Origin of the sequence: Streptomyces sp. NPDC006208 (assembly GCF_040613775.1) — a bacterium.
GTDB lineage: Bacteria > Actinomycetota > Actinomycetes > Streptomycetales > Streptomycetaceae > Streptomyces.
This window is the reverse complement of the sequence record NZ_JBEXSW010000017.1, coordinates 1-17,206: the sequence shown is the minus strand read 5'-3', so window position 1 is coordinate 17,206 and position 17,206 is coordinate 1. Positions and strand designations below refer to the sequence as shown.

Below are 17,206 nucleotides of genomic sequence, written 5' to 3'. Positions count from 1 at the left end.
CGCCCGGCCCCGGAGGCAGCATGGCCACGCTCCGTATCGAGCACGCGATCACCGACCTCGACACCTGGAAATCCGGGTTCGACCGGTTCGCCGATTTCCGCAGGCACGCGGGCGTGCGCGCGTACCGGGTCATGCAGCCCCTCGACGACCCGCACTACATCGCCGTCGACCTCGACTTCGACACGGCCGCCGCCGCGGAGAACTTCCGTGACGCACTGGTGGAGAAGATCTGGGCGACCAGCGAGACCGCCCGCGCCCTGGTCGGTACGCCGAAGACCCGGATCCTCGAGATCATCGAGGAACGCTGACGCCCCGCGTCAGTCGCCCGAGGTCCTGGGGAGCTGGCGCCCGTAGTCGACCGTCTCCTCCTTCGACGGCTCCGCCAGGGCGAATTCCTTGTCCCAGTCGCCCAGCGTGAGCACCCCCGCGCCGCCGGCCCGCGCGAACTGGAGGGGGTACGGCTCGCCCTCCAGCGAGACGTCCAGGATGCCGCCCTCGCCGTTGCCGCCGGTCACCTTGATGGTGCGGACGCCGCCGACCTTGGTCCGGTCGCCCTTGGTGAGCTCGCCCTGCATCCCGAGCAGCCCGTCCAGCAGTACGTCCATGTCCGTGAAGCCGCGGAACTGCTTGTACGCCGGGTCCCCCTCGGGCACCTTCACGTACTTGTCGTCGAGCTTGTCCGCGGCCTCGGAGTCCGACTTGCTGGGCTCCTTGCCGTCCTTGGCGCCCGAGTGGGTCCAGAAGCCGGCATCGGCCTTCAGATAGAGGGCGTCGCCCACCCGCAGCAGTTCGAAGGTGTTGTCCTTCGTGGTGACCGATCCCGTGCCGCCCTCGTGCTTGAGGCGCATGTTCAGTCTGTACGAGCCGCCCTTGCTCACCAGCGTCCCGGACAGGCGCACCGAATCGGCCCCGTCCACCGCCTTGCGCGCCTTGGTCTCGATCTCGACCGCGCTGAGTCTGCCGACGCCGTTGGTCCCCGCATCCGGATCCTCGCCGCATGCCGTGAGCAGAACGGTCAGCCCGGCGCACACGGCCACCCGCAGCGCGGCCCGGCGGGCCCGGGAAGCAGGAAGGAGGGGAGTCACCAGCGCACTGCCTCTCGTCGGTGGGGGGACGGCAGACCGCAGCGTACCTGTGCCGACCTCCGTGTTCATCAGAGAGCCGTACGGACGCCGACCAGGGCGTGCCCGAACCGTACGGGCTAGCCTGAACCAGTCGAACAGCACGGTTTACCGGGCAAAGAACGTGCACGGAGGAGGCGCTGAGCATGGCGGCAGGCGTGCCTCGTGTCTTCGTCTCGCACCTCGCGGGCGTACCGGTCTTCGACCCCAATGGCGACCAGGTGGGCCGCGTGCGCGACCTGGTGGCGATGCTGCGTGTCGGCAGCCGGCCGCCCCGGCTGCTCGGTCTGGTCGTCGAGGTCATCAGCCGCCGCCGCATCTTTCTGCCCATGACACGCGTGACCGGTGTCGAGTCGGGCCAGGTCATCACCACCGGTGTGCTGAACATGCGCCGGTTCGAGCAGCGTCCGACCGAGCGGCTGGTGCTGGGCGAACTGCTCGACCGGCGGGTGGAGCTGGTGGAGAGCGGCGAGGTGGCCACCGTCCTCGATGTGTCGATCCAGCAGCTGCCGGCCCGCCGCGAATGGGAGATCGACAAGGTCTTCGTACGCAAGGGCAAGGGCGGGGCGCTGCGCCGCAAGGGCGAGACGCTGACCGTCGAGTGGTCGGCCGTCACCGGCTTCTCGCTGGAGGAGCACGGACAGGGCGCGGAGAGCCTGCTCGCCACGTTCGAGCAGCTGCGCGCGGCCGACCTCGCCAATGTGCTGCACCATCTGTCGCCGAAGCGACGCGCCGAGGTGGCCGCCGCGCTCGACGACGACCGGCTCGCCGATGTGCTCGAGGAGCTGCCGGACGACGACCAGGTGGAGATCCTCGGCAAGCTGAAGCAGGAGCGGGCGGCCGACGTGCTGGAGGCCATGGACCCGGACGACGCCGCCGACCTGCTGTCCGAACTGCCCGAGGAGGACAAGGAGCAGCTGCTGGCGCTGATGCGGCCGCACGAGGCCGCGGATGTACGGCGGCTGCTGTCGTACGAGGAGCGCACGGCGGGCGGCCTGATGACCACGGAGCCGATCGTGCTGCGGCCGGACGCCACGGTGGCGGACGCCCTGGCACGGGTGCGCCAGCGGGACCTGTCCCCCGCCCTCGCCGCACAGGTGTACGTGTGCCGGCCGCCGGACGAGACGCCGACCGGAAAGTACCTGGGCACGGTGCACTTCCAGCGGCTGCTGCGCGATCCGCCGTTCACGCTGGTCAGCTCCATCGTGGACAACGATCTTCCGCCGCTGGCGCCGGACACGTCACTGCCCGCCGTGACCAGCTATCTCGCGGCGTACAACATGGTCGCGGCGCCCGTCGTCGACGAGAGCGGTGCACTGCTGGGGGCCGTGACCGTCGACGACGTGCTGGACCATCTGCTCCCGGAGGACTGGCGCGAGACGGAGTTCGAGGCGTTCTCCTCCGGCGAGGAGGCCGTCGATGGGTAGCGGCGACCAGCGGCCCTTCGAGCGGGGCGAGCCGAAGGAGCGCATGCCGTCCGGGGCGACCGCGACGTCGCGTCCGCGGGCCCGCCTGGACGTGCCGCGGGCGCCGCGCCGCGCTCTGCTGCCGGAGTACGACCCGGAAGCCTTCGGACGGCTCTCCGAGAAGATCGCCCGCTTCCTGGGGACGGGGCGCTTCCTCGTCTGGATGACCCTGACGATCATCGCCTGGGTGGTGTGGAACATCAGCGCACCGAGCGACCTGCGCTTCGACGAGTACCCGTTCATCTTTCTCACCCTCGCCCTGTCCCTGCAGGCGTCCTATGCGGCCCCGCTGATCCTGCTGGCGCAGAACCGGCAGGACGACCGCGATCGGGTCAATCTCGAGCAGGACCGCAAGCAGAACGAGCGGTCGATCGCGGACACGGAGTATCTGACCCGGGAGATCGCGTCTCTGCGGATGGGCCTCGGCGAGGTGGCGACCCGGGACTGGATCCGCTCCGAACTGCAGGATCTGATCAAGGGCATCGAGGAGCAGCGCGTCCTATTCCCGCACGACACCTCTCGGGGACGTGATGAAGGCGACCGCTGAGAGGGCTTTCCGGCCGTGGCGGTGAGCGCCGTACCATCGTCCGTATGGCTACGGAAGACGCGGTGCTTGAGGCACTGGCGACGGTGAACGACCCCGAGATCAACCGACCGATCACCGAGCTGGGCATGGTGAAATCGGTCGACATCCGGGAGGACGGCACGGTCGCCGTCACGGTGTACCTCACCGTCTCGGGCTGTCCCATGCGCGAGACGATCACGAAGAACGTGACCGATGCGGTCGCCCGCGTCGAGGGCGTCACCCGCGTCGAGGTCACGCTGGACGTGATGAGCGACGAGCAGCGCAAGGATCTCGCCGCGTCACTGCGAGGCACGACCGCCGAGCGCGAGGTGCCCTTCGCCAAGCCCGGGTCGCTGACCAGGGTGTACGCGGTCGCCTCCGGCAAGGGCGGCGTCGGCAAGTCCTCCGTGACCGTGAACCTGGCCGCCGCCATGGCGGCCGACGGGCTGAAGGTCGGCGTCGTCGACGCCGACATCTACGGGCACAGCGTGCCGCGCATGCTGGGCGCGGACGGCCGTCCCACCCAGGTCGAGAACATGATCATGCCGCCGTCGGCGAACGGCGTGAAGGTCATCTCCATCGGGATGTTCACCCCGGGCAACGCACCGGTCGTATGGCGTGGCCCCATGCTGCACCGGGCGCTGCAGCAGTTCCTCGCGGACGTGTACTGGGGCGACCTGGACGTCCTGCTGCTGGACCTGCCGCCGGGTACGGGCGACATCGCGATCTCGGTCGCGCAGCTGGTTCCGAACGCGGAGATCCTGGTCGTCACCACTCCGCAGCAGGCGGCCGCGGAGGTCGCCGAACGTGCCGGGTCCATCGCCGTGCAGACACACCAGAAGATCGTCGGTGTGGTCGAGAACATGTCGGGCCTGCCGTGCCCGCACTGCGACGAGATGGTCGATGTCTTCGGCACCGGCGGCGGGCAGAGTGTCGCCGAAGGCCTGACGAGGACGACCGGCGCCAATGTGCCGGTTCTGGGGTCGATCCCGATCGATGTCCGGCTGCGCGAGGGTGGCGACGAGGGCAAGCCGGTCGTGCTGACCGACCCGGACTCGCCTGCCGGTTCGGCGCTGCGTGCGATCGCGGGCAAGCTGGGCGGCCGCCAGCGCGGCCTGTCGGGCATGTCGCTGGGTATCACTCCGCGCAACAAGTTCTGAGGCACGGCGAAGGGGGCGCTGCTCGCACCGAGCAGCGCCCCCTTCGTCATGCCTGCGCCAGGCGCGCCGCAGACGCGTCCTACGCGTCGTACACCGACAGATCCTCGACCACCGAGAACCCGAGTCCGTAGGCGCTCATCCCGCGCCCGTACGCCCCGATGTGCACGCCCCCGGTGCCGGTCGTCCCGGCCAGCACCCAGCCGAACTCGGACTCCCGGTAGTGGAAAGGCGTCGGCACCCCGTCCACCGGCAGCGAGAGCATCGACCAGGGCGGGCCGGTCACGTCGTCGGCGAGCGCGAAGGCCGTCTCGGTCTGCTGGTCGAGCCAGTCGTCACGCAGCGAGTGGTCCAGCTGCGGCGGCCAGGTATGGGCGAGCAGCCCCGAACCCGCCAGCCAGGCCGCGGAGGAGACGCTCGTGGCGTCGAGCATGCCCGTGCCGTCCGGGCTGCGTCTGACAGGGCTGGCGGCGACCGTGACGACGACGGCGAAGCGCTCCTTCTCGGCGCCTGCTGCCTCGGGCCGTATCGACGGCTCGTCGCCGTGGCCCATCGCTCCGTGCTGGACCGTGCCGTCGGCGGCGATGCCGACCTTCATCAGCCGCCGCGGGCCCGCGAAGGCCTCGTCCAGGCCGTACCAGGGGAAGGCCGCGCTCAGATATGCGCCAGCCGTATCCTGTGCCGCCACCCGACTCGTCGTCGCCATGTGCTCGGCCTCCTCCGTCTTCCAGGCTTGGAGCGGTCCCGCCCCCCTCGGGCGTCCTCACTCCCGGACAGATGGAGAGAATAGCCAGCCCGCACCCGGTCGAAGGGATTGACAGGTTCAGGTGGCGTCTGCGTCGAACGGCGGGCGCTCGTCCCGATCAAGCTTTTCGCGCTTCTTGAGCAGGTCGGGGGCGCCGGCCGCCGAGCCTCCCACGGCGGCGGGGACCGCAGTGCCGGGCGCGTCGGCGCGCTCCGTGCCGTTGACGGCGTCGGCGACTTCTTCGATCTCCTTCTTGAGATCGAAGCTGCTGCGCAGCTCCTTGAGGTCCTTCAGATCCTCGTTCTCCGCGAGCTGCTTGCGGAGATACGCCTTGGGATTGAGGTCCTCGAACTCGAAGTCCTTGAACTCCGGACCCAGCTCGCTGCGGATGTCCTCCTTGGCGCTCTCCGAGAACGCACGGATCTTCCGGATCGTGCGGGTGACGTCCTGGATGAGCTTCGGCAGCTTGTCGGGGCCGAAGATGAGCACGGCGAGGACGACGAGCGCCGCCAGCTCCAGTCCGCCTATGTCGTTGAACACCCTGCTGCTCCTCGTGTTCTCTTCGTCTTCGCTGCCGACAGGTCGGACGGGGTCCGGGCCCGATCCACGGTACCCGTCGAAACTGTCCGCGCGGTACCTTCCGGCGGCCCGGGCGGTGGCCGCCGGATGGCCTGCGCCGCCCGTTGCCGTGCCGGTCAGCTGCTGTCGGCGGAGCCGAGGGTGAGCGTCATCGTCCGCTCGGCGTCACCGCGCTCCAGGGTCAGCTCCAGCCGGTCGCCGGGGCGGTGGGCGCGGATCTTGACGATCAGCTCCTCACCGCTGTGCACCCGCTGGCCGTCGACCTTGGTGATGACGTCGCCCGGTTCGATGCCCGCCTTGGCAGCGGGCCCGCCCGGCGTGACGGCCGCGGCGCCGTCCTTGCCCTTCTCACCGACGCGTGCGCCGTCGCCGGTGAACTTCATGTCGAGGCTGACGCCGATCACCGGGTGCGTGGCCTTGCCGGTGTTGATCAGCTCCTCGGCGACGCGCTTGCCCTGGTTGATGGGGATCGCGAAGCCGAGGCCGATGGACCCGGCCTGGCCCCCGTCGGCGCCGGCGCCGCTGTCCGCGGCCCGGATGGCGCTGTTGATCCCGATGACCCGCGCCTTGGCGTCGACCAGCGGGCCGCCGGAGTTGCCGGGGTTTATCGGGGCGTCGGTCTGGAGCGCGTCGACATAGCTGATGTCGCTGCCGTCGCCCTTCTCGCCGCCCGCCGTGATGGGACGCTCCTTGGCGCTGATGATGCCGGAGGTCACGGTGTTCTGAAGGTCGAAGGGTGCTCCGATGGCGACCACCGGGTCGCCGACCCGGACGTTGTCGGAGTTGCCGAGCGGCAGCGGCTTGAGGCCGGAGACGCCGGTCACCTTGACGACGGCGAGGTCGTAGCCGCTGTCCTTGCCCACCAGCGTCGCGTCGGCGGTCTCGCCGCCGCTGAACGTGATCGAGATGTCGCCGGAGGAGCCCGCCGGATCGACGACGTGGTTGTTGGTGAGGATGTGCCCCTCACGGTCGAGTACGAAGCCGGTGCCGGTGCCCTGCTCTTCGCCGCCGCTGACATGGAGGGTGACCACGCTCGGAAGGGCGCTGGCGGCGATGCCCGCCACGCTGTCGGGCGCGCGGTCGCCGCTCTCGTGCCCGGCCTGCGGCAGTTCGACCTGGGTGATGCCGCCGTTGCGCTCGATGTACGCGCCGATCGCGCCGCCCGTACCGCCCGCGACCAGGGCCAGCACGACCGCGCCGATCAGCAGCGGGCCGCGCCGGCGCTTCTTCACCGGCTCACCGTGGTGGGTGAGCGGCTGCCCGGGGGCGCTCCACGGGTCGTACTGGAGCCACACCGACGACAGCGGCTGCGGCCGGTCCTGGGACGGGGGAGCCTGCGGCGGCAGCGGCTGGGTCACATGGGGTGGCTGGTGCAGGGGCTGCGGCTGCGGCTGGGGTGCCCCCGGTGCCACGTACTGCTGCGGCACGGGGGTGCCGTGCGCGGGCGTCGGCACCGGCCGCTGTACGGGGGGTGCGGGCGCCCACGGCCCGGGGCCGCCGTACGGCGGAGTGCTGTACGGGTCAGGGGCGTGCAGCGGCTGCGGGCGGCTCACCGGCTCGGTGACGGCCGCCACCACGGAGTCCGCCGGCACGGTGGTGTCCATGCGCACGGTGGTGTCGGTATGCGCTGTGGTGTCCGTGAGCGCTGCCGTGGTGTCCGCGTGTGCCGTCGGCGCGCCTGCTGCCGCCGGCGCCGCCTGCGGGTCCTGCTGCGTGTGCTGTGCTTCCTCGGGGGCGGGCGCCTCCGGTCCGGAGGCGCTGCCGCTACCCCCGCTGGGGCGGCTCCACCACTTCGCCTTCGCTCCGGTGGGCTTCCCGTCGTTCATGCTCTCCCCGCAAACTGCCGGCCCGTGCCAGCGCCCCCACGGGGCACCTCCCAGGATTCAACCAGGTTTGCGAATCCGTGCGCAGGGTCCTGGTCAGCGCAGTTGCGACACAGAAGGCCGCGTCGGGCGCGCGAGATCCGTGGGGACCGGGCTGGTGCTCGGGGTGACTCCGGGCGCCGTCGCCGGCTGGAACGTCGAACCCGTCGGGCGTATCAGCGGTGACAGGGAAGCGGTGGACGGGGCCAGCAACGAGGCCGCGAACGGCCGGCTCTGCGGCTCGCCCGCGGGCTCGCCGGGTGCGGTGGCCGCGACCGTCCGGGTCTCCGGCAGGACCGCGCCGGTCCCGCCGGTGCGACGGCGCTCGGAGTCAGCGCCCCGCACGGCGGCCGTCCCGCCCTGGGAGCCTGTGGCAGCGGCCGGTCCCGCCGTACGCAGCGGAGTGACCTTGCCCGGGCCCTGTCCCCTGGCGCTGCTGTCCGTCACGGCGTCCAGCGGGATGGCGCCGCCCAGCGCGATCGCCGCGAAGGAGACCGCGCTGGCCGCCGCGAAGGCGAACCGGCGGCCGAGCCACGGCGAACGCTCAGCCTCCGCGCGGCCCACCTCGTGGATCCGGAAGCCGCTCCCGCCCCCGGGCAGGACGGCCGCGTGGGCGCCCGGGACGTAGCCGAACGTCTCCGCGCGGGGGTCGCGGGTATGTCCCGCGGACGGTTTCAGCGCTCCGAAGACTCCGTCGGCGCTGCGCCGTCCGCCGAAGGGTCCTGCCTGGTCGTCGTCATCGCTCCCCGCGGGGCCCGCGGGGAGCCCTTGAAGCCGCGCGAGGAGCCCCTCGGAGAGCGGCGGCGGGGCGGCCTGGGCGAACACGCTCTTCAGCCGGCGCTGGGCGTCGGCCTCGGCCTTGCACTTGGGACAGGTGGCCAGATGGGCCAGTACCCGGTCCCGGACGTCATGACTGAGCTCACCGTCCACCAGGGCGGCGAGCCGGTCCCCGAGATGCTGCTCCGCGGGGGTGGGACTGGTGCCGCTCACGCCGACCCGCCCTCCCCCGCCAGGCCGACCACACCCGCCAGGGAACGCTGCTGCTCCGCACGGGCCTCCGGCGAGCGGTGCTGCAGGGCCTTGCGCAGATGGGAACGGCCACGGTGGATCCGGCTGCGGACGGTGCCGAGCTTCACGCCCAGGGTCGCGGCGATCTCCTCGTACGACAGTCCCTCGATGTCACAGAGCACCACGGCGGCGCGGAACTCGGGGGCGAGCGTGTCGAGCGCCTGCTGGACATCCGCGTCGAAGTGGCTGTCGTTGAAGACCTGCTGCGGGGACGGCTCACGGCTGGGCAGCCGCTCCGCGGCATCGTCACCCAGCGCGTCGAAGCGGATCCGCTGCTTGCGGCGGACCATGTCCAGGAAGAGGTTGGTGGTGATCCGGTGGAGCCAGCCCTCGAAGGTGCCCGGCGTGTACGTCGACAGCGAGCGGAAGACGCGGACGAAGACCTCCTGGGTGAGGTCCTCGGCGTCGTGCTGGTTCCCGGTCAGGCGGTAGGCCAGGCGGTAGACCCGGGCGCTGTGCGTGCTGACGATCTCCTCCCAGGTGGGCGGAGTCCATGCCTGCGATTCCGCGTCCGATGCGAAGGTCGCGGTGGCTACGGGTTCGGTCGGCAGAGAACTGTCAGCGGTCTTGGTCACGGATTTCGGCTCACCCACCGACCTGAGAAGGCGCCTGAGCACCCCTCCCCGATCCGCAGCTGCAGCCGCACCTCCCCTGTCGGCTCTGGTGGTATCCAGCGGAGCCCCTACCATAGCCACCTCGCCCGTTAGCTCCGGATAAGAATCTTTACGTCGATTTGGGTCCGGCTCCGGCCTTGATCCCGAGCGCTTTCCCCTGTCCTGCACAACGCCCGGTCCCATCTGCGGGTTCCCGGGCGCAGCGGATACAGTCAGCGTCGCGCCAACTACGGGGACAGGAGAGGGTCATTACCGCCAACCGGCAGACGAGCTGGGCGTTCGCCGACGCCTTTGTCGCCGAGGACGACGCTCTGCGCTGGGCCCGCGAGCGGGCCCGGGAGTCAGGGCTGTCCTCGGTGTCACCGGGCACCGGCGCCGCGCTGCGACTGCTGGCTGCCACGACGGACGCCAAGGCGGTGGCCGAGATCGGGACCGGCACCGGCGTCTCGGGAATCTATCTGCTCCAGGGCATGCGCCCGGACGGCGTACTGACCACGGTGGACCTGGAGCCGGAACGGCAGCAGTTCGCCCGCGAGGCCTTCCGCGCGGCCGGCTTCGCCGCGAACCGGGCGCGTTTCATCCCGGGCGGTGCGCTGGACGTGCTGCCGCGGCTCGCGGACGGCGGCTACGACCTCGTGTTCTGCGACGGTGACCGTGCGGAGTCGCTCGACTACCTCGCTGAATCGTTGCGCCTGCTGCGTCCGGGCGGCCTGGTCTGCTTCGAGGGCGTCTTCGCCGACGGCCGTACGGTCGACTCCGCGGCACAGCCCATCGAGGTACTGCGGCTGCGCGAACTGCTGCGCGCGGTACGGGAGAGCCATGAGTTGCTCTCGACGCTGCTCCCGGTGGGCGACGGCCTGCTCTGCGCGGTCCGCCGCAGCTGACACCCCGGGTGCCAGGTCTTCGAGTCCCGAAAACTCCTCCGGAAACACCGCTGCCCCGGCACGTCGGCACCGGGGCAGCGAAGTGTCAGGGCGCGTCAGCCGACAACCTTCTTCAGGGCGTCACCGAGTGCATCCGCTTCGTCCGGAGTCAGCTCGACGACAAGCCGACCGCCGCCTTCGAGCGGAACGCGCATGACGATGCCCCGCCCCTCCTTGGTCACCTCGAGCGGGCCGTCGCCCGTCCGCGGCTTCATGGCCGCCATGCTCGTTCCCCTTCCTGAAACCAGCTCATCGTCAGCCGACGGCCCCTGGATGGGCACACCTCACCGGCATCGAACACATTGCTTCCAGGTCATTATCCCGCATGGCGGGACCCAATGACCAACATCAGTCGGCATCGCTTGCGCAACGCGCTCTCGCAAAACCACCCAATTCGGCGATCCGCCTGCGATACTTCGCCCCCGCCCGAGTCCGGCGCGGCGCGCAATGTTTGACGCAGCTCACATGTCCGGCGCCGTTGATCTCCGCCATGCTGGCCTCGACAACGCCGTTGAGCCGACAAAGGGGACCCTGACATGGCCGACTCCGTGCTGTACGACGTGAGCGACGGACTTGCGACGATCACGATCAACCGGCCCGAGGCAATGAACGCCATGAACGTGGACGCCAAGGTGGCCCTGCGCGACGCCGCCCAGGCCGCCGCCGCAGACACTTCCGTACGTGCCGTACTGCTCACCGCGACCGGGCGCGCCTTCTGCGTGGGCCAGGACCTCAAGGAGCATGTGGGGCTGCTGATCGCGGCCCACGAGTCGGGCTCCGGCGAGGTGATGAACACCGTGAAGGAGCACTACAACCCGATCGTCCGGGCCCTGACCGAGATGCCGAAGCCCGTCGTGGCCGGCGTCAACGGAGTCGCCGCCGGCGCAGGGTTCGGTTTCGCGCTCGCCGCCGACTACCGCGTCGTGGCCGACACCGCCAAGTTCAACACCTCCTTCGCAGGCGTGGCGCTGACCGCCGACTCGGGGGTGTCGTGGACGCTGCCCCGGCTGGTCGGCCACAGCCGCGCCGCCGATCTGATGCTGTTCCCGCGTTCGATCTCCGCGCAGGAGGCGTACGAGCTGGGAATCGTCAACAAGCTGGTCCCGGCGGACGACCTGGCCGCCGAGGCCCACGCGGTCGCCCGGGCCCTGGCCGACGGCCCGACCGTCTCCTACGCGTCGCTGAAGGAGTCCCTCGCGTACGGCGCCGACCACTCGCTGCGCGAGGCACTCGACAAGGAGGAGGAGCTCCAGTCGAAGGCCGGCGCGTCCGAGGACCACACCATCGCGGTCAAGGCGTTCCTGGCCAAGGAACCGCCGAAGTACGTCGGCCGCTGAGCCCGATCCGGGATCAGGCCCTGGGGCCGCGGAAGACGCAGTCGGCGAGATGGTCGTCGACCAGACCGCAGGCCTGCATGAGCGCGTAGGCGGTCGTCGGGCCGATGAAGCGCAGGCCCCGCTTCTTGAGCGCCTTCGCCATCGCCGTGGACTCGTCCGTGACCGCGGCTACGTCGGCGATGGAGCGCGGGGCCGGCCGCTTCGCGGCATCAGGGGCGTACGACCAGATCAGGGCGTCGAGCTCGCCGGCGGACCAGTCGGCGAGCACGCGCGCGTTGGTGAGGGTCGCCTCGATCTTGGCCCGGTTGCGGATGATGCCCTCGTCGGCGAGCAGGCGCTCCTTGTCGGCGTCGGTGAACTCGGCCACCGAGGCGATCTTGAAGTCGGCGAACGCACTGCGGAAGCCTTCCCGGCGGCGCAGGATGGTGATCCAGGACAGTCCGGACTGGAACGCCTCCAGGCAGAGCCGTTCGAACAGGGCGTCGTCGCCGTGGACGGGGCGGCCCCACTCCTTGTCGTGGTACGCGACATAGTCGTCCGTCGACAGCCCCCAGGGGCAGCGCAGTCTGCCGTCGGGACCGGCCACGGCCCCGCCGGTCACTGGTCCCGCTCCTCGCCCGGCTTGGTGAACAGATCGGGGCGGCCCGTGGCGCTGGCCTGTGCGCCGGCCAGCGCCGACTCGAGCTCGGCGATCCGCGCATCGCGCTCGGCGAGCTCCGCGCCCAGCCGGGTGAGGATCTCGTCCACGTCCGCCATCCGGTAGCCGCGCACACCGACGGGCAGCCGTACGGCGTCGATGTCGGCACGGGCGAGCGGGCGGCCCGCCGGCAGCGGGTCCACCAGTTGTTCAGGGGCCGCCTCCGGCAGGGCGGCGCTGTCGCCGCCGCCGACCACGGCGAGGGTGACCGCGGCGACCACCACGACCATGGCGATCAGCAAGAACAAGAACACGAGCGACCCTCTCCCCGAACACCCCGAGCGGAAACCGTCAGGTGCTGATCGTGCCACGGGACTGTGACGGTTAGGGTCGCAGGCGGACGACCTGAGGAGGAAACAGCAGATGCTGCGGCTGGGACGGCGTGAATTCGAGGCGCACGAGCCGGTGATCATGGCGATCGTGAACCGGACGCCGGATTCCTTCTACGACCAGGGCGCGACGTTCCGTGACGAGCCCGCCCTCTCCCGTGTCGAGCAGGCGATCGCCGAGGGCGCCGCGATCATCGACATCGGCGGTGTGAAGGCCGGTCCCGGCGAGGAAGTGACGGCCGAGGAGGAGGCGCGGCGCACGGTCGGCTTCGTGGCAGAGGTCCGCAGGCGCCACCCGGACGTCGTGATCAGCGTCGACACCTGGCGGCGCGACGTGGGCGAGGCCGTGTGCGAGGCGGGCGCCGATGTGCTGAACGACGCCTGGGGCGGTGTGGACCCGGGGCTCGCCGAGGTCGCCGCGCGGTACGGCGCAGGGCTGGTGTGCACCCACGCGGGCGGCGCCGAGCCACGGACGCGGCCGCACCGGGTCGCGTACGACGATGTGATGGCGGATGTGCTGCGGGTGACGCGCGGGCTGGCCGAGCGGGCGGTCGCGCTGGGGGTCCGCCGGGACGCGATCATGATCGATCCGGGCCATGACTTCGGGAAGAACACCCGGCACAGCCTGGAGGCGACCCGGCGCCTGGACGAGATGACCGCGACGGGCTGGCCCGTGCTGGTCTCCCTGTCCAACAAGGACTTCGTCGGCGAGTCCATCGACAAGCCGGTCAAGGAGCGTCTGATCGGCACGCTGGCGACCACCGCGGTCTCCGCATGGCTGGGGGCGCAGGTCTACCGCGTCCACGAGGTCGCGGAGACCAAGCAGGTGCTGGACATGGTGGCGGCAATCGCGGGCCACCGCGCCCCGGCGGTCGCCCGCCGGGGACTTGCCTGACCGTCCGGGGCCCTGACCGTCCGGGTCCGGTGCCCTGACCGTCCGGGGCCCTGACCGTCCGGGTCCGGTGCCCTGATCGTCCGGCGCCCTGGTCCGGGGCTGCGGGCAGGACCCGGATGCCGGGGCCCCGGGCCCTGCCGACCGGTGCGCGCTACCTGGCCGTCTCCTTGGTGACCAGTGCCACCGCCTCCTCCACCGAGTCCGTGACATGGAAGAGCAGCAGATCACGCTCGGACGCCTTGCCCTGGGCCACCACGGTGTTGCGCAGCCAGTCGACCAGGCCGCCCCAGTACTGCGTGCCGAAGAGCACGATCGGGAAGCGGGTCACCTTGCGGGTCTGGACGAGGGTGAGCGCCTCGAACAGCTCGTCCAGCGTGCCGAGACCGCCCGGCAGCACCACGAAGCCCTGCGCGTACTTCACGAACATCGTCTTGCGGACGAAGAAGTAGCGGAAGTTCACGCCGATGTCGACGTGCGGGTTCAGGCCCTGTTCGAAGGGAAGCTCGATACCGAGTCCGACCGAGATCCCACTGGCCTCACGCGCCCCCTTGTTGGCGGCCTCCATCGAGCCCGGGCCGCCGCCCGTGATCACCGCGAAGCCGGCCTCGACCAACGCCCGGCCGATGGCCACCCCCGCGTCGTAGTCCGGCGTCCCGGCGACGGTCCGGGCGGACCCGAAGACGCTGATGGCGCTGGGGAGTTCGGCAAGCGCACCGAAGCCTTCCACGAACTCGGACTGGATGCGCATGACCCGCCACGGATCGGTGTGCACCCACTCGGAGTCGCCCTCGGTGTCCAGCAGCCGCTGATCGGTCGTGCCTTCCTGCACCTGGTCCCTGCGGCGCAGTACCGGTCCCTGCCGCTGCTCCTCCGGCGCCCGCAATCCCTCGGGGTTGCCCATGACCTGCTCCCTCCGCCGAACCTTGTTGCCTTGGCTCAGGGTAGGTCCGGGATCGTTACGAATGATGAAATCAGGGTTTTCAAGCTGTGAGCCACTCGCGGAGGCGTTGCTCGCAGTGCGTGATCTTGTCAATGGCCACATGCTCGTCCGCCTTGTGGGCGAAGAGCGCGTCACCGGGCCCGTAATTGACCGCGGGCACGCCCAGCGCGCTGAAGCGTGAGACGTCCGTCCAGCCGAACTTGGGCTGTGCGCTGCCGCCGACGGCGGCCATGAACGCGGCCGCGGCCGGGTGCGAGAGGCCGGGCAGCGCCCCGCCGGTGTGGTCGTCCACCACGATCTCGCTCACGCCGCAGTCCGCGAACACCTCACGGACATGGGCCTCGGCCTCGGCCATGCTGCGGTCGGGCGCATAGCGGTAGTTGACCACCACGGTGCAGGCGTCGGGGATGACATTGGTGGCCACACCGCCCTCGATGCCGACGGCGTTGAGGCCCTCGCGGTACTCGAGCCCGTCGATCACCGGGCGCCGCGGCTCGTACGCGGCGAGGCGGGCCAGGACCGGGCCGGCGGCGTGAACGGCGTTGGAGCCCATCCAGCTGCGGGCGGAGTGCGCCCGCTCCCCTGTCAGGCGGAGATGGACGCGCAGGGTGCCCTGGCAGCCGCCCTCGACCTGGGCGTCGGACGGTTCGAGGAGGACGGCGAAGTCTCCCTCCAGCCAGTCGGGGTGGGCCTCGGCCACATGCCCGAGCCCATTGAGGTGTGCGGCGACTTCTTCGTTGTCGTAGAAGACGAAGGTGAGGTCGCGGTTGGGCTCGGGGACGGTGGCCGCGATACGCAGCTGGACGGCGACGCCCGACTTCATGTCGCTGGTGCCGCAGCCCCACAGGATGCCGTTCTCGTCCAGTCGCGAGGGCAGATTGCCGGCGACCGGGACCGTGTCGATGTGCCCGGCCAGGACGACCCGCTCGCTGCGCCCCAGGCCGGTGCGGGCCACGACGTTGTTGCCGTGACGGTCGACGGTGAGGTGCGGCAGGGCACGCAAGGCCTGCTCGATGGCGTCGGCGAGGGGCTTCTCCTCCCCGCTGACCGAGCGGAGATCGACCAGCGCGGCGGTCAGCGCCGGGCCGTCAAGAGTGAGGTCAAGCACGGTGTCAGGCATGGCTCCGACCTTAGAGCCTTCCTCGGACTCCAGTACGGTGGGCGTCGTGCCCGAGACCGCCTCCCCCGTCCGGCGCGGCCGCCCGATTCGTGTCGCGGCCGCGCTCGTCGTGCTGCTGGCCGTGATCGGTTACGTGATCGTGCAGTACGAGACCGGTGGGGGCGCCCCGCGCTGCACGGTCCGCGGCGCCGAGGCCGACGGCCCGTCGTACGAGCTCACTGCCGAGCAGGCCGCGAACGCGGCGACGATCTCCGCGGTCGGCACCACGCGGGGCATGCCCGAGCGGGCGGTCACGATCGCGCTGGCGACGGCTCTGCAGGAGTCCGCGCTGCGCAACATCAAGCACGGCGACCGGGACTCTCTGGGCCTGTTCCAGCAGCGCCCGTCGCAGGGGTGGGGCACCCCCGCGCAGATCCTGGATCCCGTCTACGCGTCCAGGAAGTTCTACGAGCACCTCGACGAGGTCCCCGGCTACTCACGGCTGCCGCTGACCGTGGCCGCGCAGCGGGTCCAGCGCAGCGGGTTCCCGCAGGCGTACGCGAAGCACGAGCCGGACGCCACGCTGCTGGCTGCGGCCCTGACCGGCCGGGCCTCGGCGACACTGACCTGCACGGTGCGCGGCGGCGACGCGGGCGACCCGGCGAAGGTGCGGACCGAGCTGGTGCGGGTCTTCGGGCCCGATGTGCTGCCCGGCGGCGTGCAGGGCGGCGGCGCCAAGAGCGGCAGCGCGGGTGCCGCTGCCGCGGGCGAGCTGACGCTTCCGGTGCCGGCGACGTCCGGCGGCCCGGCGTCCAGGCGTGGCTGGGAGCTGGCGCACTGGGCCGTCGCGCGTGCGGACGAGCTGCGGATGGCGGAGATCTCGTACGGGGGCCGGGTGTGGCACGCGGACGAGTCCGACGAGGGCTGGCAGAAGGGCGGGGCGCCCGAGGGGGGCACCGACACCGTCCGGATCCGTATCGCTCAGTAGTTTGCTCCCTCCCTCGAAGGCGGCGCTCCGGACTCGCCCGGAACGCCTTGTTCACAGGCCTTGTCGTCATTCCGCGTGCGATGTCAAATCCCTTGCGAACAAAGGGGAGTGACGGTTCGCCAGGCACTTGCGCAATGCAATGTTTGCCCGTTTTTATCCGAGGCCGATAAAACGATGCATTACCAACTCTTTACCTTGGCCGACCGCAACTTCTCCCGGCCCCCGAGCGGTTGTCAGGACGTCCGAACGCCGGGCAGCACCACCAGCAGTCCGAACATCCGAACGTCCCTCTCGTCCCAAGGAGCACCATGTCCCTCCCCCTGACCCGTCGGATCGCCCGCGCCGCGCTGCTCATCGCGGCTGGAGCAGCTCCCGTGGTCGGTGCGGCCGGCTCCGCAGGCGCCGCTGAACTGCCGCAGACGCCGCTCGGCGGCCTGACCGCTCTCGACACGGACAACGTCGACAGCACGGTCGACGGCGTCTCCAAGGAGTCCACCAAGGTGGCCGGCCAGGTCGGCGGCAAGACGGCCAAGAAGGCCGCCCCCGTGGCGACCAAGACCGTCGGAAAGGCGGCCAAGACGGCCGCCCCGGTCGCCAAGAAGGCTGCCGGCGACGCCTCGGCGCAGGCCGCCGGTCTGCTCGGCGGCGCCGCAAAGGGTGGCCTGCCGACCGGCGCCGTTCCCGGTGGCGGTCTGCCCGCCAGCTCACTCGGCGGGCTGCCCCTCGGAGGCTGATCGCACCCCTGGCGACACGCGGCGGGGGGGCGGCCCCCCCGGGGGGGGGGCGGGGCGCCGCCGGGGGGGGGGGCGCCGGCGCGCGGG

Annotated in this window: 20 protein-coding genes; 9 read left to right on the top strand and 11 right to left on the bottom strand. The window is 71.0% G+C overall.

Annotated elements, in window-relative coordinates:
• The first annotated feature begins 20 nt into the window (after nucleotides 1-20).
• Nucleotides 21-308 carry a hypothetical protein gene (locus ABZ208_RS15945; RefSeq protein ID WP_356910083.1) on the top strand — a complete coding sequence of 96 codons (288 nt, stop codon included), beginning with the start codon at nucleotides 21-23 and terminating at the stop codon, nucleotides 306-308.
• 9 nt (nucleotides 309-317) lie between these two features.
• Here ABZ208_RS15945 and ABZ208_RS15940 read toward each other — a convergent pair whose 3' ends face one another.
• The gene (locus tag ABZ208_RS15940; RefSeq protein ID WP_356910082.1) at nucleotides 318-1,085 is read right to left on the bottom strand and encodes a hypothetical protein; all 768 of its coding nucleotides are present in this window, start codon (nucleotides 1,083-1,085) and stop codon (nucleotides 318-320) included.
• Nucleotides 1,086-1,267: 182 nt separating this feature from the next.
• Here ABZ208_RS15940 and ABZ208_RS15935 point away from each other — a divergent pair, with 182 nt between their 5' ends.
• From ABZ208_RS15935 to ABZ208_RS15925, 3 genes are read left to right on the top strand one after another with little or no spacing between them, the layout of a single operon-like run.
• Nucleotides 1,268-2,548 (top strand): CBS domain-containing protein, encoded by a 1,281-nt coding sequence (locus ABZ208_RS15935; protein ID WP_356910081.1) that lies wholly within the window; start codon nucleotides 1,268-1,270, stop codon nucleotides 2,546-2,548.
• Nucleotides 2,541-3,134, top strand: a complete 594-nt coding sequence (locus ABZ208_RS15930; protein ID WP_356910080.1) for a DUF1003 domain-containing protein — start codon at nucleotides 2,541-2,543, stop codon at nucleotides 3,132-3,134. The genes ABZ208_RS15935 and ABZ208_RS15930 overlap by 8 nt, the downstream gene beginning before the upstream one ends.
• A 44-nt stretch (nucleotides 3,135-3,178) precedes the next feature.
• The gene (locus ABZ208_RS15925) at nucleotides 3,179-4,312 is read left to right on the top strand and encodes an Mrp/NBP35 family ATP-binding protein (protein ID WP_356910079.1); all 1,134 of its coding nucleotides are present in this window, start codon (nucleotides 3,179-3,181) and stop codon (nucleotides 4,310-4,312) included.
• 79 nt (nucleotides 4,313-4,391) lie between these two features.
• Here ABZ208_RS15925 and ABZ208_RS15920 read toward each other — a convergent pair whose 3' ends face one another.
• From ABZ208_RS15920 to sigE, 5 genes are all read right to left on the bottom strand, one after another.
• Complete coding sequence (locus ABZ208_RS15920; protein ID WP_356910078.1) at nucleotides 4,392-5,015, bottom strand: hypothetical protein; 624 nt, start codon at nucleotides 5,013-5,015, stop codon at nucleotides 4,392-4,394.
• A 117-nt stretch (nucleotides 5,016-5,132) separates the two neighbouring features.
• On the bottom strand, nucleotides 5,133-5,594 hold the full coding sequence (locus ABZ208_RS15915; protein WP_356910077.1) for a sec-independent translocase: 462 nt from the start codon (nucleotides 5,592-5,594) through the stop codon (nucleotides 5,133-5,135).
• Nucleotides 5,595-5,749: 155 nt separating this feature from the next.
• On the bottom strand, nucleotides 5,750-7,459 hold the full coding sequence (locus tag ABZ208_RS15910; RefSeq protein ID WP_356910076.1) for a trypsin-like peptidase domain-containing protein: 1,710 nt from the start codon (nucleotides 7,457-7,459) through the stop codon (nucleotides 5,750-5,752).
• A 93-nt stretch (nucleotides 7,460-7,552) separates the two neighbouring features.
• Entirely contained in the window at nucleotides 7,553-8,485 is a 933-nt protein-coding gene (locus ABZ208_RS15905) for a zf-HC2 domain-containing protein (protein ID WP_356910075.1), read from the bottom strand.
• Nucleotides 8,482-9,252 carry an RNA polymerase sigma factor SigE gene (sigE, locus tag ABZ208_RS15900; RefSeq protein WP_356910074.1) on the bottom strand — a complete coding sequence of 257 codons (771 nt, stop codon included), beginning with the start codon at nucleotides 9,250-9,252 and terminating at the stop codon, nucleotides 8,482-8,484. The genes ABZ208_RS15905 and sigE overlap by 4 nt, the downstream gene beginning before the upstream one ends.
• 131 nt (nucleotides 9,253-9,383) lie before the next feature.
• On the opposite strand from sigE, the gene ABZ208_RS15895 reads away from it, so the two are divergent.
• Complete coding sequence (locus ABZ208_RS15895; protein WP_356910181.1) at nucleotides 9,384-10,061, top strand: O-methyltransferase; 678 nt, start codon at nucleotides 9,384-9,386, stop codon at nucleotides 10,059-10,061.
• Nucleotides 10,062-10,156: 95 nt separating this feature from the next.
• Here ABZ208_RS15895 and ABZ208_RS15890 read toward each other — a convergent pair whose 3' ends face one another.
• Nucleotides 10,157-10,324, bottom strand: a complete 168-nt coding sequence (locus tag ABZ208_RS15890; protein ID WP_003966491.1) for a DUF3117 domain-containing protein — start codon at nucleotides 10,322-10,324, stop codon at nucleotides 10,157-10,159.
• A 312-nt stretch (nucleotides 10,325-10,636) separates the two neighbouring features.
• Here ABZ208_RS15890 and ABZ208_RS15885 point away from each other — a divergent pair, with 312 nt between their 5' ends.
• The gene (locus ABZ208_RS15885; protein ID WP_356910072.1) at nucleotides 10,637-11,437 is read left to right on the top strand and encodes an enoyl-CoA hydratase-related protein; all 801 of its coding nucleotides are present in this window, start codon (nucleotides 10,637-10,639) and stop codon (nucleotides 11,435-11,437) included.
• 13 nt (nucleotides 11,438-11,450) lie between these two features.
• Here ABZ208_RS15885 and ABZ208_RS15880 read toward each other — a convergent pair whose 3' ends face one another.
• Entirely contained in the window at nucleotides 11,451-12,038 is a 588-nt protein-coding gene (locus ABZ208_RS15880; protein ID WP_356910071.1) for a DNA-3-methyladenine glycosylase I, read from the bottom strand.
• On the bottom strand, nucleotides 12,035-12,388 hold the full coding sequence (locus ABZ208_RS15875) for a hypothetical protein (protein WP_356910070.1): 354 nt from the start codon (nucleotides 12,386-12,388) through the stop codon (nucleotides 12,035-12,037). Before ABZ208_RS15875 ends, ABZ208_RS15880 begins: the two co-directional genes overlap by 4 nt.
• Nucleotides 12,389-12,497: 109 nt before the next feature.
• Between ABZ208_RS15875 and folP the strand changes: the two genes are divergently transcribed.
• Nucleotides 12,498-13,358: a dihydropteroate synthase gene (folP, locus tag ABZ208_RS15870; protein ID WP_356910069.1), complete on the top strand. Its 861-nt coding sequence runs from the start codon at nucleotides 12,498-12,500 to the stop codon at nucleotides 13,356-13,358.
• 151 nt (nucleotides 13,359-13,509) lie between these two features.
• Here folP and ABZ208_RS15865 read toward each other — a convergent pair whose 3' ends face one another.
• The gene (locus tag ABZ208_RS15865; protein ID WP_356910068.1) at nucleotides 13,510-14,259 is read right to left on the bottom strand and encodes a TIGR00730 family Rossman fold protein; all 750 of its coding nucleotides are present in this window, start codon (nucleotides 14,257-14,259) and stop codon (nucleotides 13,510-13,512) included.
• A 79-nt stretch (nucleotides 14,260-14,338) separates the two neighbouring features.
• Nucleotides 14,339-15,418 (bottom strand): succinyl-diaminopimelate desuccinylase, encoded by a 1,080-nt coding sequence (gene dapE / locus ABZ208_RS15860; RefSeq protein WP_356910067.1) that lies wholly within the window; start codon nucleotides 15,416-15,418, stop codon nucleotides 14,339-14,341.
• A 46-nt stretch (nucleotides 15,419-15,464) separates the two neighbouring features.
• Between dapE and ABZ208_RS15855 the strand changes: the two genes are divergently transcribed.
• Nucleotides 15,465-16,385 carry a hypothetical protein gene (locus ABZ208_RS15855; protein ID WP_356910066.1) on the top strand — a complete coding sequence of 307 codons (921 nt, stop codon included), beginning with the start codon at nucleotides 15,465-15,467 and terminating at the stop codon, nucleotides 16,383-16,385.
• 308 nt (nucleotides 16,386-16,693) lie between these two features.
• Nucleotides 16,694-17,119, top strand: coding sequence for an ATP-binding protein (locus ABZ208_RS15850; RefSeq protein ID WP_356910065.1), 426 nt, complete (start codon nucleotides 16,694-16,696; stop codon nucleotides 17,117-17,119).
• Nucleotides 17,120-17,206 lie beyond the last annotated feature (87 nt).

What these genes read in the sequence shown, in the direction of transcription:
- ABZ208_RS15945 (WP_356910083.1), top strand. Translation starts at nt 21, where the DNA reads ATGGCCACGCTCCGTATCGAGCACGCGATCACCGACCTCGACACCTGG.
- ABZ208_RS15935 (WP_356910081.1), top strand. Translation starts at nt 1,268, where the DNA reads ATGGCGGCAGGCGTGCCTCGTGTCTTCGTCTCGCACCTCGCGGGCGTA.
- ABZ208_RS15930 (WP_356910080.1), top strand. Translation starts at nt 2,541, where the DNA reads ATGGGTAGCGGCGACCAGCGGCCCTTCGAGCGGGGCGAGCCGAAGGAG.
- ABZ208_RS15925 (WP_356910079.1), top strand. Translation starts at nt 3,179, where the DNA reads ATGGCTACGGAAGACGCGGTGCTTGAGGCACTGGCGACGGTGAACGAC.
- ABZ208_RS15920 (WP_356910078.1), bottom strand. Translation starts at nt 5,015, where the DNA reads ATGGCGACGACGAGTCGGGTGGCGGCACAGGATACGGCTGGCGCATAT.
- ABZ208_RS15910 (WP_356910076.1), bottom strand. Translation starts at nt 7,459, where the DNA reads ATGAACGACGGGAAGCCCACCGGAGCGAAGGCGAAGTGGTGGAGCCGC.
- sigE (WP_356910074.1), bottom strand. Translation starts at nt 9,252, where the DNA reads ATGGTAGGGGCTCCGCTGGATACCACCAGAGCCGACAGGGGAGGTGCG.
- ABZ208_RS15890 (WP_003966491.1), bottom strand. Translation starts at nt 10,324, where the DNA reads ATGGCGGCCATGAAGCCGCGGACGGGCGACGGCCCGCTCGAGGTGACC.
- ABZ208_RS15885 (WP_356910072.1), top strand. Translation starts at nt 10,637, where the DNA reads ATGGCCGACTCCGTGCTGTACGACGTGAGCGACGGACTTGCGACGATC.
- folP (WP_356910069.1), top strand. Translation starts at nt 12,498, where the DNA reads ATGCTGCGGCTGGGACGGCGTGAATTCGAGGCGCACGAGCCGGTGATC.
- ABZ208_RS15865 (WP_356910068.1), bottom strand. Translation starts at nt 14,259, where the DNA reads ATGGGCAACCCCGAGGGATTGCGGGCGCCGGAGGAGCAGCGGCAGGGA.
- dapE (WP_356910067.1), bottom strand. Translation starts at nt 15,418, where the DNA reads ATGCCTGACACCGTGCTTGACCTCACTCTTGACGGCCCGGCGCTGACC.
- ABZ208_RS15850 (WP_356910065.1), top strand. Translation starts at nt 16,694, where the DNA reads ATGTCCCTCCCCCTGACCCGTCGGATCGCCCGCGCCGCGCTGCTCATC.